This window comes from Pseudomonadota bacterium, assembly GCA_039815145.1.
Classification (GTDB): Bacteria; Pseudomonadota; Gammaproteobacteria; order Steroidobacterales; family JBCBZW01; genus JBCBZW01.
In genome coordinates, this window is record JBCBZW010000041.1 from 23,060 (window position 1) to 38,617 (window position 15,558).

Below are 15,558 nucleotides of genomic sequence, written 5' to 3' on the forward strand. Positions count from 1 at the left end.
CGCTAGGTAGAAAGCAACCCTCACGTGTCCGTCATTCGCCAGCTCCTGCGCCTGGTCGCCATCGCCCAGGTCCTCGCCCGTCACGGCTTCGAGCACATCGTCGTCAACCTGCGGCTCCTGGGGCCCTACCGCTTCCTGCTGCTGCTGCGTCCCGGCCGCAAGCGGCGCCGTGAGAGCGCGCCCGCCGGCGCGCGCCTGCGAGCGGCACTGGAAGATCTCGGCCCGATCTTTGTCAAGTTCGGCCAAACGCTGTCCACTCGGCCGGACCTGCTGCCAGACGATATCGCCACCGAACTCACGCGCCTGCAGGACCGCGTGCCCGCCTTTCCCGGCGCCCAGGCGAAGGCGATCCTGGAGAAGGCGTACCGCAAACCCCTAACGGAAGTCTTCGCCGAGTTCGATGAGGAACCCCTGGCGGCGGCCTCTATCTCCCAGGTCCATGCGGCCACCCTGCCGAGCGGCCAGCGGGTCATCGTCAAGGTGCTTCGTCCCGGCATCGAGAAGACTATCCACAGCGACGTGCAGGTGCTGCAGACGCTCGCTGTGCTGGCCAAGAAGTACTGGCCCGAGGCCCGGCGCCTGCGCCCCGTGGACGTGGTGAGCGAGTACCGCAAGACCATCCTCAACGAGCTCGACCTCATGCGCGAGGCCGGCAACGCGGCGCAGCTGCGACGCAACTTCGAGGACAGCGACCAGCTCTACGTGCCGGAGGTGCACTTCGAGTACTGCCGCTCCAACGTGATGGTGATGGAGCGCATCCACGGCATTCCCGTGAACGACATCCCCGCCCTCAGCGCAGTGGACGCCAACCTGGAACAGCTCGCCCGCTACGGCGTGGAGATCTTCTTCACCCAGGTGTTCCGGCACAACTTTTTCCACGCCGACATGCACCCCGGCAACATCTTCGTCAACGCCAGCGAGCCGGCGAACCCCAGCTACATCGCCGTCGACTTCGGCATCGTTGGCACCCTCACGGCCGAAGACCAACACTACCTGGCGGCTAACCTGCTGGCGTTCTTCAAGCGCGACTACCGACGCGTGGCGCAGCTGCACGTGGAGTCAGGATGGGTACCCGCTGGCACACGCGTGGACGAGTTGGAGACGGCGGTGCGCACCGTGTGCGAGCCGGTCTTCAACAAACCGCTGAAGGAGATCTCCTTCGGCATGTTCCTCCTGCGCCTGTTCCAGACCGCACGCCAGTTCGACATGGAGATTCAGCCGCAGCTGGTGCTGCTGCAGAAGACCCTGCTCAACATCGAGGGGTTAGGTCGCCAGCTCTATCCTGATCTGGATCTTTGGGTCACGGCCAAGCCGTTCCTCGAGGAGTGGATGACCGAGCGCCTGAGCGGCCGGGAAACGCTGGAGAAGCTGCGCGCCCACCTGCCGCAGCTGCGCGAGGATGTGCAGTCCCTGCCCTCCCTCGCCCTCGAAGCGCTGCATCACCTCTCCCGCGGCGACTTCCGCCTGCGCCTGGACAGCGCGCCGATGGAACAATTGCAAAACGCCATGCGTGAGAACGCGCGCTGGCGTCACGGCGTGTACGTCGGCGCCGCGATGCTGGTCGCCGGTACGATCCTGATAGGCCTCAACGGCGGTCAACCGCCCTGGCTCGGCTGGGGCATGGCGGGCCTCGGCCTGGCCCTCATGCTCATCTCGCGACCTGGCTGATCCCGATGGCTGATGCGGCCAGCGTCCCGCGGCGCTTCCTGCCCCGGGCGGCCGTGGTGCTCGGGGTGATCTCCCTCTTCAACGATCTCGCCGGCGAGATGCTCGCGCCGGTCGTCCCCCTGTTCCTGACGGCCACGCTCGGTGCTGGGCCCGCCATCGTCGGCCTGGTGGAGGGCTTCGCCCAGTCGTGCGCGAGCGTGCTAAAGCTCATCGCGGGCCTGTTGGTCGACCGGGGCGTACGGCCGAAGCGCCTGATGCTCGCCGGCTACGGGCTCGCCAGCAGCGTGCGACCCCTCATCGGAATCGCCGGCAGTTGGGGGCCGGTGCTGGTGTTGCGCGCCCTCGATCGCATCGGCAAGGGGCTGCGGGGCGCCCCACGCGATGCCCTGCTCGCCGCCTCCGTGGAGGACGCCCGCTTAGGTCGAGCCTTCGGCTTCCACCGGGCGATGGACTACGTGGGCTCGGGCTTAGGCCCGGCGATCGGTGCCGGCGCCCTCGCCCTCGGCCTCTCGCTCAAGGGCCTCTTCGCCCTGGCCGTGATCCCCGGGATCGCCGTCATGGCGCTGATCGTCTTCGGCGTGAGCGGTGAGCGCCTGGCGCCGAATGCACCGACCAAGCGCCCCGCCCTACCCGCCTGGAGCAGCCTGCCAGGACGCCTGCGCGGGCTGTTGCTCGCCGCCACCCTGCTCGCCGTCAGTGCCGTGCACGACGCCTTCCTCGTACTCTGGTTGGCCAAGCAACTCGATGACATCGCCAGCGTGTTGCTGGTGTTTGCCTTGATCAACGGCGTGCGCGCGGTGGTGGCCATGTTCGGCGGCGAGCTGAGCGATCGCCTCGGATCATTGCCGGCGATTCTGATCGGGTGGAGCCTGCGCATCGGCCTGCTGCTGTGGATCGCGAGCGCGTCGACCGCGCCAGCGACGCCCGGGGCCGCGATCATATGGGTGGTCGCCCTGACCGCCGCGATGGCGTGGAGCGCGCCGGCGGAGCTGGCCCTGCTCACGCGGGCCGCGCCTGACGGGCAGCGCGGCACCCTCCTCGGCACGTATCACATGCTCACCGGACTGGCGATGCTGCCAGGAACAGCCTTGTTCGGCCTGTTATGGCAGCAGTTCGGTACATCCATCGCCTTCTTGAGCGCTGCCGTAGGCTCAACGCTGGCGGCAGTGACCTTACTCGCTCTCTCACGACCCTCGAGGCCTCATCAATGACGCGCGCTGAATCCCCCACCGCCCTCGCCCGAGTACGTGCCCTCGCTGACGCATCGCCCTTCGTTGCCTGGCTGGGGATCGAAGTGGTAGCTGCGGGGCGCGGTTGGGTAGAGACGGCGTTGACGCTCACGCCGGAGCATCTACAGCAGACAGGCGTGGTGCACGCAGGCGTGCAGGCGACCCTCGCCGACAACACCGCGGGCGCAGCGGCCACTACGGTGATCGACGAAGATCAGACCGTCGTGTCCGTCGAGTTCAAGGTAAACCTCCTACGAGGCGCGCAGGGGAAGAAGCTGCTCTGTCGCAGCGATGTGCTGAAGGCTGGCGGGCGAATCGTGGTCGCCGAAGCGGCCGTGATGGTGGAAGGCCACGAGGGCTCGCGCCTGGTGAGTAAGGCGACCGTGACCTTGATGCCGGTGCCAGCGATACGCTGACCCGCGGCGGCGGCAGGCCCTCCCCTGCCGCCGCCACCGCGACTGACTAGGGATCAGTCGTCGTCGTCGTCGTCGTCGTCGTCGCCATCGTTGTCGTCGGGCGTTTCGAACTCGAGTTCGTCCGCCTGGAGCACGTTGTCCGCTAGAAGCACGCCCTCGGCTTCGATCAGATCACCGACCATCGCTTGATCGAACACCTCGTCGAAGTCCTCGGCGTCGTCCGGATCAGCAACGATCGTGATGCCGAGCACCGTGAGCGTGCGTGCCACGGGGTCGATGGCGTCGATGAAGCCCTGCACGGAGACTTCCATGTCGTCATCGTCATCATCGTCGTCGCGCTCGAGGCTGCGCGCGGTGATCACGCCGGTGTCCTCATCCTGGCTGGCGACGATCTCCACGAAGTCGCCGACCATCAGGTCTTCGAGACCAAATTGCTGCTGACCCGCGTCGCTGTCGTCTTCGAAGCGGGTTTGGGCGTCGACGAAAATCGTGAGGCCGAGCACGACCAGAGAGCCCTCAGCGAGATCTACCGCTTGGACTCGACCCTCGATGTCGAGGTTGTAGGCTTCGTCGATCTCCACCTTCGCCGCGACTAGCGTGCCTTCCGCGTCAAAGGTGCCTTCCACCTCGACGCGCAAGTTCAACGCGAGGTCGTCCGCGGTGCCGTCTTCGAACACCGTATCGGCGGTCGTGGTTACCGGCGTGCCGGCGACGCTGAACTCGCTAGCAGACGTGAAGGCGGTGACCAGACCCTCCAGTTCTGCAAAGTCACCGTCACCGGGGGGATCATCGTCGTCCGCCTCGTTTTCAACCCGCAGAGCGATCAGCTCACCGCCCGCGCCCAGCTCGGTGCCTTCGGCTTCCACGAGCAGACCGTCGGCGAGTTCGCCATTCGCGAAGTCCTCCAGCATGGCCATGCTGTAGTCGACGGTGAGCGCACTGAGGGTGAAGGTCTGGTTGGCGAGGTCCAGGTTGCGCACGATGCCGGTCACTTCGAACTCGGCATCGTCTTCGACCTCGACGCGCGTGGCCACCAGCAGGCCCTCCGCGCCTGCGAAGCCACTCACCTCGACGAAGTCGCCCACCATCAGACCCTCGATAGAGCCCGGGACCAGGTCATCGTCGAACAGGGTATCGTTGCGGATCTCAATGGTCTGGCCAAGCACGAGGAGGGTGCTGGAATCGAGGTCGATCTCGGCGATCGGCCCCTCCACTTCCGCCTCGTACTCCACGAGTTCGGCGACGCCATTGCCGTCATCATCTTGCGTGCCCTTCAGACGCACGCGCTGGCCGACGGCGAGGTCGGCTTCCGTGCCGGGCTGATCGTCGATGATGAACTCGGCGCCATCGGTGTCGTAGCGCACACCGCCGACGATGACGCTTCCGAAGCCGGAGATGACGCCGATGGCGATGCCGCCGCGGTCGATACCGCCCATACCGTCGCCGCCGCCGACGTCTCCGCCGCCATCATCGCCTCCTCCGCCGTCGTCCATGGCGGGGGCGTTGCTGCCACCGCCGCCACAGGCAGCGAGGCTAGCGAGGGCGATAATCACAGCGAGGCGGGGCCAACCCGTAGAGAGCGTTTGCATCATTGTGTCCTATAGAAAGTAGTAACTAAGTAAACAAAAGGTGATGACGACCTAGTCGTCTTGAATGAGGTAGATGCCAATCCCCAGACGGCTCGTGCCACGCGATTTGCTGCCTTCGGGGTCCGCCTCGTGGCGGGCGAGCCAGTCATCGCTCTCCTGCAGCAGCGTGGCGGCTCGCGCTTCGACAAACTCGGCGAAGGCCTCCGCGCTCGTACTGGCGACGGCCTCACGGGAGGCCCGGCCTTCGAAGCGGCTGGGCGCCTCCGCGTCGCGGAACAGGTTGTAGTTGATGGTGTTGCCGAGGTCTTCGAGCACGGAGCCCCCGCGCACGATGGCGGAGAGATCCAGCTGCGCCGGCATGTAGTAGCGCTTCAGCACCCGCCAGCACCCGTCTTCCCCACGACTGATCGCCCCGACCTGCTCGAGCTCTCCGATCAGCGCTCGCGGGGGCAGATCCCCGGCGAAACGCTTGAGTAGTGCCGACAGGGAAGGTGCAGCGAGGTCGTCAGGGTTGTCGTCCGGTAGGGGCAGCGGACCCCCGGAGGCATCGCAGAAGTCGCCGTCGAGATGCCAGCCGGCGAGCACGCGCGTGGCGGGCAGCACGTAGCCGAGATCCCGATCCTCGGTCCGTTCCCGGGCCGATTTACGGATACGACCGACCTCCTTGCGGCTGATGCCGGTGAGGATCGCCACCCGGGCACTGTTGGTCTCGCGTCCCCGGATGCCGTAGTCCTCACCGGCGACATCCACGAAGACCGCCTTGGCCAGCTCCACGAAGTCCTTGAAGGGCACGCTGGAGCGAATCAGCAGCCGAGCGATGGGCCGAAGCATCAGGCGACAGGCCCGAGCGATGGCTGAGTTTCGATTAGCATCGTCCATATGTGGTCAATATACGCCCACATATGGAGATTGAGAAGTGTTTGGGGATGGCGACAGAGCACCGCCCCGGAAGCGAACCCGGTGTCGCGCAACGAGGCGTGCGTCGGCTGGTTGCCGGAGCAGGGGCACGAGCAGGGGCCCAGCCGCGAACCGGCGGAGCGGCGCGCCTGCAGGCGCGGTAGGGCGGCGGGGAGGGCGGCCTAGAGGCCGTAGAGCAGCGTGAGCACCACGGAGAGGGTCAGCCAGACGATCAAGGTCAGCGGCACGCCCACGCGCAGAAAGTCGCTGAACTTGTAGCCGCCGGCACTCAACACGAGGAGATTGGTCTGGTAGCCGATCGGCGTGGCGTAGCTCATGTTGGCACCGAACAAGACGGCTAGCACGAAGGGTTCGATCGGGGCGCCGAGGCTCTGCGCGATGCCGATCGCGATCGGCGTGCCGATCACCGCCGCGGCGTTGTTGGAGACCACGTTGGTGATCACCGCCATCAGCAACATCAAGCCGCTCATCACGATGGGGATGGGCAGGTTCTGCGTCAGCCCCACATAGGAGTCCGCCAGGAAGGCGGCACCCCCCGTCGCCATCAGGGCGGACCCCAAGGCGAGACTCACCACGATCACCAGGATCACCGGTGCGCTCAGCGCGGAACTCAGGTCCCGCCAGGTCAGACAGCCCGTGAGAATCATCAGCGCCACGCCGGTAAGGGAGCTTACGGAGATGGGCATGATGTCGAGGGCGGCAGAGCCGATGACCGCGAGCATGATGCCGAGCGCCCAGCGAGCGCGTTCGGTGTAGGGCAGATCGGTGGTGCCGTCCAACACGAGCATGTCGCTCGAGCGCTTCAGTTCGTTGATCGCATCGCGCGTGCCCTGGACGAGAATCACATCGCCCGCGCGCAAGCGCACGTCTCGCAGCTCGCTGTTACCCGTCGGATCCCCCTTGGCGCGGTGGAGTGCGAGCGGCATCAGGCGATAGCGGGTGGAGAAGCGAGTTCGGCGCAGCGTGCGATGGTGCAGGGGCGAGCCACGGGTGACCACTACCTCGGCCAGCTGCTGGCCGGCGGCGGCAAGCTGATCATCACCGGTGATCGGCTGTTCCGGATCGTCCGCGCTGTACAGGCGCGTGCCGAGCACGCGCTCGAACTCCTTCAGGCGCTCGGGCGTGTCGTTCACCACCAGGCGATCGCCCGCCATGATCTGCACCGAGGGCAAGCGCGTGAGGTAGAGGTTCTCACCGCGCTGGATGCGCTCGATCTTGATGTTGTCCTCCGTGCGCTTGCGCACCTCGGCCAGCGTACGGCCGTTGGCGAAGCTGTCGTCATTCACGTGGAGGAGGGCGGTGAAGACGCGGGGTGAAGTATCACTGAGCAGGGCCTGGCGCTCGGGGAGAAGGCGCGGCGCCACCTGCCACAGGTAGATCACACCCACGGTGCCGGCGATCAGCGCAGGCAGGGTGAAGTCGAACATGCCCATGCGCGGCTGCCCCAGGTCCTGCGCGATGGAGACCACCAGCAAGTTGGTCGACGTGCCGATGGTCGTGGCCATGCCGCCGAGCAGCGTCGCCAGGCCCATGGGCATCAACACCGCCGAGGCCGGCTTGCGGTTCTGAATGGACACGCTGACCAGAATGGGCAGCAACATCACCACGATCGGCGTGTTGTTGACGAAGGCACTGAGCAGCGCACCTAGCGTCAGCGTTAGTAGCAAGGACATCACCGGATTGCGCTGCCAGCCCTGGGAGAGGGCAACGGCGAGCGGTTTCAGCGCGCCGGTGGTCTCCAGGCCCTTGCCCACGATCATGAGCGCACAGATGGTGATCAGCGCCTCGTGGCCAAAGCCCATGAGGAACTCGGTGGGGGCGAGGGGTACACCCTGGGGGGCGTAGGGGAAGAACTGAAACAGCAATACCAGCAAGACCAGAATGGTCAGGCAGGACGTCTCGAGCGGCAGGCGATCCCGGGAGAACAGCACCAGGGCGCCGAGCGTGAGCAGCATGACGATGAGGCCGTGCAGATCGGGCAGGGAAGCCATAGAACGCTTAAGGGAGCTGGGCCGAAGCTTGACTGCGGTTCGGGTGAGGAGAAGCTCAGCGGCTACGTGGCCGCAGCACCCACACCGAATCGAAGCGCAGCGCCGAGGCGACCGCAGACGACGCTGCTGCGGCAGCGCAGACAGGTGCCGACATGATTCCCCCGGAGCTCGATTGAGAAGTGGCGAACGCGACGCGTTCGTGTTTGGCGTGCTCAGCTCAGGGGAGAGTTAGCCCTTCGCTCGGCGAACGCCCTGGCAGGTTAATCGGCCCCGCCCGGACGGGCAAGCGTGTGAAGCTCACCCCGCCTGAGCGCGACTCGCCGCGTGGCGTCGGCGGGTGGCGAGGTCACAGACGGATTTCGCCGATCGCCGCCGCTGCACCCCTTTCAGTCGGCAGCAGGGGCAGTGACCCTCATCCATCTCCATCACATGATGCACGTAGACGCCCGCACAGGCAGCGCAGGCCATGAGCACGAGCTCATCGCCGCGCTCCAGGGCCCGATACAAGCCCCAGGCGCGCTCGAAGCAGAAGTGGGGGGTGCGATGGAGGGACCGGTACGTCTCGAAGGCCAGGCAAAAGCGCAGACCGATCTCCAGGGGGTTGGCGCGTTCGAGATCGTCGAGGCTCCCGTCGGGCGCCAGCGCAAGCACATCGCTCGCCAGCAGGAGCATCGCCAGCGACGTCGCCTCGCACTGGTAGGTGGCGTTGCGCACGTAGATCGACGTGCGTGACGGTGACTTGCCCCGTTGCCGCTTGACGGCGTGCACCTCGTCCTTGAAGTACCGTCCGTAGAGGCGGCGGATACGGTCGTCCGACAGCCCCGTGCACGACTTTATCGTGCACGTGCGCGCTTCGTGCCCAATCATCCGTAGGGCGAGTTCGGTGCGCTGGCGCTCATCCAGATAGCCGGCAATCTGCTCCATCTTTCTCTCCTGATCGCGGTCCTACGATACCAGGTGTACCGCACCAATGATGATGCATCGCACAGGAAAATTGCGCCTTTTGGAGCAATTTTCGCGCCTCGGCTTCCCTAATTGCTCCATTTGGCGCAATTATGGGGATGAAACCCGCCTAGGGGCAATGCCTAGAATCGAGTCAGAGCAGGCAGCGCGCGGCGAACCTTGAGCCACACGACGGCTCGGAAGGGCACCGCGAAGGGAGATCTGGAGATGGACGTCCTCAGTAGCTCGGCACCGCCGGGACCTTGGCAGCACAGCCCACCGGACGAGCGCGCGAGACGCGAACTCGCGGCGCTGAACGATCGGTTCCTCGAGGTCATCCGCCTGCTCGCCCTGGCCCCGGCGCACGCGGCGGACAACGCCGAGCAGGATGCCCACATCCTGGGCTTGGACCTCACCCTCGCCGAACGTGTGGCCCACCTCCCCATGGCGCGCCGGCGCGAGCTGGCCGCCTGCCCCTACGCCCTGGTCGGGGTCGGGTTGGGCGATCTGGAGTTTTGGCGACAGACGGCCGGCCCCCACGGCAGGCCTGCTACCTACCGGCGCGCCCCGGGTGGCGGGAGCTTCTCCCCCGCCCACGCCGCAGCACTGCGAGACGCGCTGTTCCTGACCCTGGCCTACGCCTGGCATCTGGCTCAGACGGCCCCGGTGAGCGCGCGCTGGATGCTGGGCGCATGCCCGGAGGCTTTGACCTTGCTGCGCCAGCTGCCCTTCAGCAGCCTCGGTCGGATCGCCGATGAATGCCCCGGGCTGCTACGCGCTCGCCTGGCAGACCACAGACGGTTTTGGAACGACCTGGTGAGCGCCGTGGCGAGCGGCGCCCAGCAGAGCCGCTTCGCTGCCGTTTCACTGGGGTTGCAGCTATCGGCCGCGGCGGGCGCGCCGCGCAATCGAGAGGGCACTTCCTAGGGCAGTGGCCGGCCTTCGAGTACGGCGGCAAAGAGGGATGCGTCCACGTTCCCGCCGCTGATCACGGCCACGGTGCGGCCCTGATCAGGCGCGAGCGGCCCTACGGCACCTTCGATCAACGCCGCCGTCCCCAGGGCACCGGACGGCTCTACCACCAGCTTGGCCTGCCGGAACAGCAGGCGCATCCCCTGCATGATGGCGTCCTCCGACACGGTGACCATGTCGTGAACGAGGTTCATCACGACGGGAAAGGTGTGCTGGCCGAGAAACGGCGTGCGCGTGCCATCGGCAATCGTGGGCGGATTATCCACCCAACAGAGGCGTTTGCTGCGGAAGGAGCGGGTGGCGTCATCGGCCAACGCTGGCTCCACGCCGATCACCTGACAATTCGATTCGCTCATCGCCACCGCCGTGGCGATACCGGATAGCAGGCCGCCGCCGCCCGTGCACACGAGGATTCGCGCCACGTCGGGTGCCTGCTTGAGGATCTCCAGCCCCACCGTCGCCTGCCCCCCGATCACATCGAGGTGGTCGTAGGGCGGAATGATCGGCAGGCCGCGCTCGGCGGCGAGCTGCGCGCCGAGGGCTTCGCGGCGCGTGGTGGCGGGATCGTACTGCACGATCTTCGCCCCGCGCGCCTCAGTGGCCTCGCGCTTCACCGCCGGCACGTTGCTCGGCATTACCACCGTCACCTCGATGCCCAGCATCGCGCCGGCCATGGCAAGGGCCTGGCCGTGGTTGCCTGAGGAGTAGGTGAGCACGCCGTTCTCGGCGCTGCCGGCGTCGCGCAACGCGGTGAGGGCGTTGTAGGCGCCGCGGAACTTGAAGGCGCCCGTGTGCTGGAGGTTCTCGCACTTCACCGCGACGCCTGCACCGCCGCCGTTCGCCGCCAAAGCGTCGAGGCTCAGCAGCGGGGTCGGGCGGGCCTTGCCGGCGAGGCGTTGCTCCGCTTGGCGCACGCGCTCGAACAGGTCCTCGCGTTGCGCGTCGGAGAAGGTCTCGGAGACCTCCGGCAGCTCCATCGTTTGCGCCATCTAGTGCGCGTCGCCGCTGCTGATGGCGGGAGCGGATGGCAGCTTCAGGTCTTGTAGGCCGAGCACCTCGCGCCCCTGCTCGAAGATGATGTCTACCGCAATCCCCGCCGTCGACAGACGATCCAGATCCGCCTGCAGCTGGGGTTTGATCACGCCGAAGTCGTTTAGCAATTTGCGCGTACCCTCGACGTCGCCGTCACCTTGCAGCATCAATAGGCGGCGGGAGAGTTCGGTCATCGCCAGTTGCATGCGATCGAAGTCGACCCGGTAAGCGCCCGTCTCCTCGTCGCGGGTAAAGGCACCGGCCTGCTCGAAGAAATTGAAGCGAATCATGTTGGCGCGGCCGTGGGCGCTGGAGGCGCCGAAGCGTACGCTGCGGAAGATGCCCGCGAGGAAGGTCACGTAGTTGTCCATCAGGTGGCTGTCGGGCAACTCGTTCATCGCGTGCAAACGGGTGATCATGTAGAGGCCGAGGATGTCCGCCTTACCCTCTTCGATGGCGCTCGCCGTCTCCAACAGGGCGCTGCGCACCGTGCCCTTGCCGTCCAGCGTGTTCTTGATGCCGAGCCCGTGAGCCACCTCGTGGAACATGGTGTTGCCGAAGAAGGCATCGAAGGTGATGTGCTGGCGTTGATCTTCGGCGATAAGCAACTCGCTGATGGGCAACAGGATCTTGTCGAACTTCGCCCGCATGGCGTTCTTCAGCTGCAGGCGACGGGTGCCCTTGGCCAGCTGCACCTGCTCGTCGTTGGGCAGGTTGATGGCGATGGTCTTGCTGCCCGCGTTGCAGTCGCCGGCGTAGTAGATCACGTCGTAGGCATTGAGCTCCGCGTCGCTGCCGGGCGTCTCCGCGCGGTAGGCCGCGGGCACGGGCAATCCATCCTGCAGGGCCGGCAGGAACTTCGCGTAGCGGGCGAGGCGGGCGCTCCACGCCATGTCCTTGAGCAACACGTAGCCTTCGAAGGCCGCGCGGTAGCCGTAGCGCTGGTCCTCGTAGGTTTCGATGGGGCCGATCACCACGTCGATGCGGTTGGACTTCATGTCCATCCAGGCGAGGTCGCTCGGCTGGTAGTCGCTGGTGAGGAAGGCGTCGGCGCGCAGGCGCAGGTAGTTGGCGAAGGCCGGATCCTCAGCCAGCGCGGCGGCCTCGCGCAGCAGGCCGGCGGCCTCGGTCAGCTCGGCGCGGTAAGCCACGTGGTAGGGCACCAGGGAGAGGGCGCCGTCCTCGCCCCGCCTGACCAGCGAGTACAGCCCGTCCTTGCCCGGCAATGCGGCGTTGGCAAACTCCTCCTCGGTCAGATCAGCCGGATAGAATCGGGCGCCCGCCGGCTTCTCGCCGACGCCGTCGAGGAACGGCTCCAGGCCGTTGAGGCGATCCCAGGGACCGTAGTTGATGCGCGCGAAGGCTCGCGCCTTCTCATCGTCGATCGACTTCAGGAAGGGCTCTCGCTCGCAGCAGGCCTGGCGCCAGAACAGGCCGTCCATGATAGCCGCGGCGCGGATGAGCCGATCGATCACCGCCTTCTGCCGATCGCTCAGGTCGGCGAGATCCGCCGTGAGCGTGAACGGCGTGTACATGGCCAGGCGTTGGTCGATGCTCATCGACTCGGCGACGCTCATCGACGGCGCGGTGAACACGGCCAGAGCGGCGAGAGCGGCGCCCGCCAGGCGCGCAACGCGTGGCCGCAACGAGGGCGCGGAAGTCGAGGTCATGGTGTGAAGCCTCCGTGGCTGACAGGCAGTTGCAGACGCGGCCGAGGTCGCGCGTTCAGGGGCGCTCGTCAGCCGTCTCGGCCGAGAGGATAAGCGCCTCACGCCCGCGCGCCAACGCCAGCTCGTCCGGCGTGCGCTCCGCCTGCCGGCTCTGCAGTGCGATGAGCTCGCGAACGGACAGCACCTGAAAACCCTCCTCACGCAGCGTCGGGATGGCCGTGCGCAGGAGTCGCAGGGTGGGTGTGCCTGGGTGGCCGATGGCCAAGGCACTCCCGCGCTCGCGCGCCAGACGACGCAGGCGGTCCAGCTGCTCGCGCACCGCGCCCTCGCTGGGGTCATGGTCCAGGAAGACATCGCGACGTGTGGTTGGCAGGCCGTGCCGACGCGCCTGGCGAAGGCCGACGCTCTCAGGGTGGGTGAAGCTATCCAAAAAGAACAGATCATCACCGCGCCGGCGCAGTATCCGCATCACCTCGCGCATGACGTCGGCGTGGGTGGTGAGCAGGCTGCCCATGTGGCCGTTCACGCCCACCGCCCCGGGCACACGCGCCAGGTTTTCCGTGAGCATGGCGTCCAGCTCCCGCGCGGACATCTGCAAGGTAAGCACGCGCGGGCCGGGATTTCGCTCGCCACTTCGCGGCGCCATGGGCTGATGCAGCAGCACCTCGCGGCCCCCATCGCCCGCGCGAGTCGCGACGGCGGCCGCGTAGGGGGTGTCGGGGAGTACGGCGACGGCGACCGGCCCGTCGAGGGCGAGCACCTGGTCGACCTCGTCGAGCACATAGCCCATGTCGTCGATGACGAACGCGACGGCAGGGGCCTCCTGGGCCCAAGTAGTGAGGCTCGCGAGTGACAGAAGCAATATCAGACTAAAGGCTAACGGATACGTCAGCCTGGCGTTCGGGCGGTGGAAGGAGCGCCCCATCGGTCAGAACGGATCAGGAAGCGTCGGTCCGCGTGGCGATGACCGATGCGCGCTGCCGGCTCAAGCCCTTCAAGTGGATGAGTCCCTTTTGCAGCACCTCATCGTCTTTGCGCAGCATGTCTTCGATGACATCGCTGGTGGGCGTGAGGGGACGCGATCCGTCCGCCGACACCACGATGTCCGGCTCGATGCCGCGCTCGTGGATGGAGGCGCCGGACGGCGTGTAGTAGAGCGAGGTGGTGAGCTTGATCGCCCGCCCTGCCGACAGCGGCATGACGGTCTGCACCGATCCCTTGCCGTAGGTCTGCTTGCCGATCACGACGCCGCGTTCGTGATCCTTCAGCGCACCCGCCACGATCTCCGAGGCGGAGGCCGTGCCACCGTTGACGAGCACAACGATCGGCGCACCATCCAACTGATCGCCAGGGTGGGCGTTCATGCTGAAGCGCGCCTCGGGCACGCGGCCATCGGCGGACACGATCAGACCCGACTCCAGGAAGGCATCGGCCACGTCTGCCGCCGCCTCGAGCACGCCACCAGGGTTGTTGCGCAGATCCAGCACCAGCCCGTTCAAGGGCCCCTCGTTGGTCTGCGAAAGTGTGGCCAGGGCGCGGTTGGTATCGCGCGCCGTGGTAGCGCTGAACTGGGAGATTCGAAGATAGCCGAAGCCTGGCTCAAGCAGCTGGGAGCGCACGCTGGCGACGGCGATGTTGGTCCGGCGCAGGGCGCGGCTCAGGTGCTCACGCTCACCTTCACCGCGTTCGAAGTCGAGCACGACCTCGCTGCCGGGGCTGCCGCGCATGCGCGTCACGGTCTCGCTGAGGCCGACGCCGACTACCGACTCGCCGTCGATCGCCGTGAGCTCATCGCCGGGTTGAATGCCCGCGGCTTCGGCGGGCGTGCCCTCCATCGGCGTCACGACGATGATGTGGCCATCCACTTCGTTGACCTCGAGGCCGACGCCGGAATAGCTGCCCGTCGTGCTGATGCGAATCTCGCGGTACTGCTCAGCGTCGAGGAAGGCCGAATGGGGATCGAGCTCGGAGACGAGCCCGCGAATTGCGCCCTCGATGAGTTGCGCCTCATCGACATCGTCCACGAAATCCCGCTGCACCCGTTCGAGCACCTCCGCCAGCAGCCGCGCTTGCTCCCAGGGCAGGGCGCGCGGCGCATCGGCACTGGCGCCGCGTTCGGCGAAGCCGATGGGCGCAAGGGCGAGGGTGCCGCCGAGCAATGCACCGACGAGCAGCAGTAGGGTGGCGCGGGTCTTCATGGTTGGGAGGGTCTCCCCAGGGCACTGGGCCGGCAGTCGAACATACCACAGCTGTTTCCGCCCCCGCAGGACGCCTGCACCCAAGCGGCGACATGAGCGGGGGCGGGTGGTATCGAGGCCCGCGAGGCCTATCGTCCGATGCGGCGGGTGAACCACCGCTGGGGGTTCTGCTGCTTACGCCCCTTACGGATCTCGAAGTAAAGGCCGGGCTCCTGCAGCGCGCCGGAATCGCCTACGGTGGCCACCGCCTCGCCTGGCGTCACCCAATCGCCCACCTCACGCAGCAGGGTCTCGTTATGCCCGTAGAGACTCAGATAGCCCTCGCCGTGCTCCAGGATCAGCAACAACCCGAGCCCAGGCAGCCAATCGGCGTAGGCCACCCGGCCGTGGGCGACCGCCCGCACCGGCGCGCCGCGATCGGCGGCGATCATCAGGCCGTTCCAGCGTAGGCTGCGACCCGCCCTCGGGTCGCCGTAGTCCGCGGCCAGGCGGCCTTCCACGGGCCAGGCCAGGTGGCCCTTGCGCGAGGCGAAGGGCTCCTCCAACTCCGCCGCGGGTGAATCGGAGAAGAGGCGGGCCAGATCCTCGATGAGTTTGAGCAGCTCCTGCTCGCGCTGGGCGATGGTGCCGATCTGCGCCTCGGTCTCACGCAGGGCGTCCTCCAAGGACTGCACGAGGGCGGTGCGCTCGGCGCGTACTTGCTCCAGCGATTGTTGACGCTCGCGTCGCTCGCGGGCCAAGCGAGCGAGGCTGGCGTCCTCCCGGTCGCGGGCCGCGCGCAGCTCGCGCAGCTCGGCGAGGGCGGCGGCCAAGGTGTCCACGAGGGCGCCCTGGTGGCGGGCGAGGTACTCCTGGTAGGTCAGCATGCGGCGTAGGGCGGCCGGGTCTTCCTGACTGAACAGAACCCGCATGGGTTGCGCGGGACCGGCCCGG

The 15,558-nt window shown here is 67.0% G+C and carries 13 protein-coding genes; 4 read left to right on the top strand and 9 right to left on the bottom strand.

From position 1 onward, the window contains the following. Positions 1-24 precede the first annotated feature (24 nt). The 3 genes from ubiB to AAF184_12305 are packed head-to-tail and all read left to right on the top strand — an operon-like array spanning position 25 to position 3,313. Positions 25-1,668, top strand: a complete 1,644-nt coding sequence (ubiB, locus tag AAF184_12295; GenBank protein MEO0423112.1) for a ubiquinone biosynthesis regulatory protein kinase UbiB — start codon at positions 25-27, stop codon at positions 1,666-1,668. A gap of 5 nt (positions 1,669-1,673) precedes the next feature. Beyond that, on the top strand, positions 1,674-2,879 hold the full coding sequence (locus AAF184_12300; protein MEO0423113.1) for an MFS transporter: 1,206 nt from the start codon (positions 1,674-1,676) through the stop codon (positions 2,877-2,879). Next, positions 2,876-3,313, top strand: a complete 438-nt coding sequence (locus AAF184_12305; GenBank protein ID MEO0423114.1) for a PaaI family thioesterase — start codon at positions 2,876-2,878, stop codon at positions 3,311-3,313. The genes AAF184_12300 and AAF184_12305 overlap by 4 nt, the downstream gene beginning before the upstream one ends. Before the next feature lie 53 nt (positions 3,314-3,366). Here the strand turns inward: AAF184_12305 and AAF184_12310 are convergent, their stop codons facing one another. The 4 genes from AAF184_12310 to AAF184_12325 all read right to left on the bottom strand — a co-directional run bounded on the left by AAF184_12310 (position 3,367) and on the right by AAF184_12325 (position 8,735). Next, on the bottom strand, positions 3,367-4,902 hold the full coding sequence (locus AAF184_12310; protein MEO0423115.1) for a DUF5666 domain-containing protein: 1,536 nt from the start codon (positions 4,900-4,902) through the stop codon (positions 3,367-3,369). Positions 4,903-4,953: 51 nt separating this feature from the next. Then, positions 4,954-5,781: a DUF6502 family protein gene (locus AAF184_12315; protein ID MEO0423116.1), complete on the bottom strand. Its 828-nt coding sequence runs from the start codon at positions 5,779-5,781 to the stop codon at positions 4,954-4,956. Positions 5,782-5,981: 200 nt separating this feature from the next. Next, positions 5,982-7,811, bottom strand: coding sequence for an SLC13 family permease (locus AAF184_12320; protein MEO0423117.1), 1,830 nt, complete (start codon positions 7,809-7,811; stop codon positions 5,982-5,984). 297 nt (positions 7,812-8,108) lie between these two features. After that, complete coding sequence (locus tag AAF184_12325) at positions 8,109-8,735, bottom strand: FlhC family transcriptional regulator (protein MEO0423118.1); 627 nt, start codon at positions 8,733-8,735, stop codon at positions 8,109-8,111. Between the two features lie 246 nt (positions 8,736-8,981). Between AAF184_12325 and AAF184_12330 the strand changes: the two genes are divergently transcribed. Beyond that, the gene (locus AAF184_12330; protein MEO0423119.1) at positions 8,982-9,680 is read left to right on the top strand and encodes a hypothetical protein; all 699 of its coding nucleotides are present in this window, start codon (positions 8,982-8,984) and stop codon (positions 9,678-9,680) included. Here AAF184_12330 and AAF184_12335 read toward each other — a convergent pair. From AAF184_12335 to AAF184_12355, 5 genes are all read right to left on the bottom strand, one after another. After that, positions 9,677-10,714, bottom strand: a complete 1,038-nt coding sequence (locus tag AAF184_12335) for a pyridoxal-phosphate dependent enzyme (GenBank protein ID MEO0423120.1) — start codon at positions 10,712-10,714, stop codon at positions 9,677-9,679. The genes AAF184_12330 and AAF184_12335 overlap by 4 nt on opposite strands. After that, positions 10,715-12,427: a Zn-dependent hydrolase gene (locus tag AAF184_12340; GenBank protein MEO0423121.1), complete on the bottom strand. Its 1,713-nt coding sequence runs from the start codon at positions 12,425-12,427 to the stop codon at positions 10,715-10,717. Between the two features lie 55 nt (positions 12,428-12,482). Next, complete coding sequence (locus AAF184_12345) at positions 12,483-13,289, bottom strand: divergent polysaccharide deacetylase family protein (GenBank protein ID MEO0423122.1); 807 nt, start codon at positions 13,287-13,289, stop codon at positions 12,483-12,485. 76 nt (positions 13,290-13,365) lie between these two features. Then, complete coding sequence (locus AAF184_12350; protein MEO0423123.1) at positions 13,366-14,625, bottom strand: S41 family peptidase; 1,260 nt, start codon at positions 14,623-14,625, stop codon at positions 13,366-13,368. Positions 14,626-14,753: 128 nt separating this feature from the next. After that, the coding region (locus tag AAF184_12355) for a peptidoglycan DD-metalloendopeptidase family protein (protein ID MEO0423124.1) at positions 14,754-15,558 on the bottom strand (805 nt) is incomplete at its 5' end.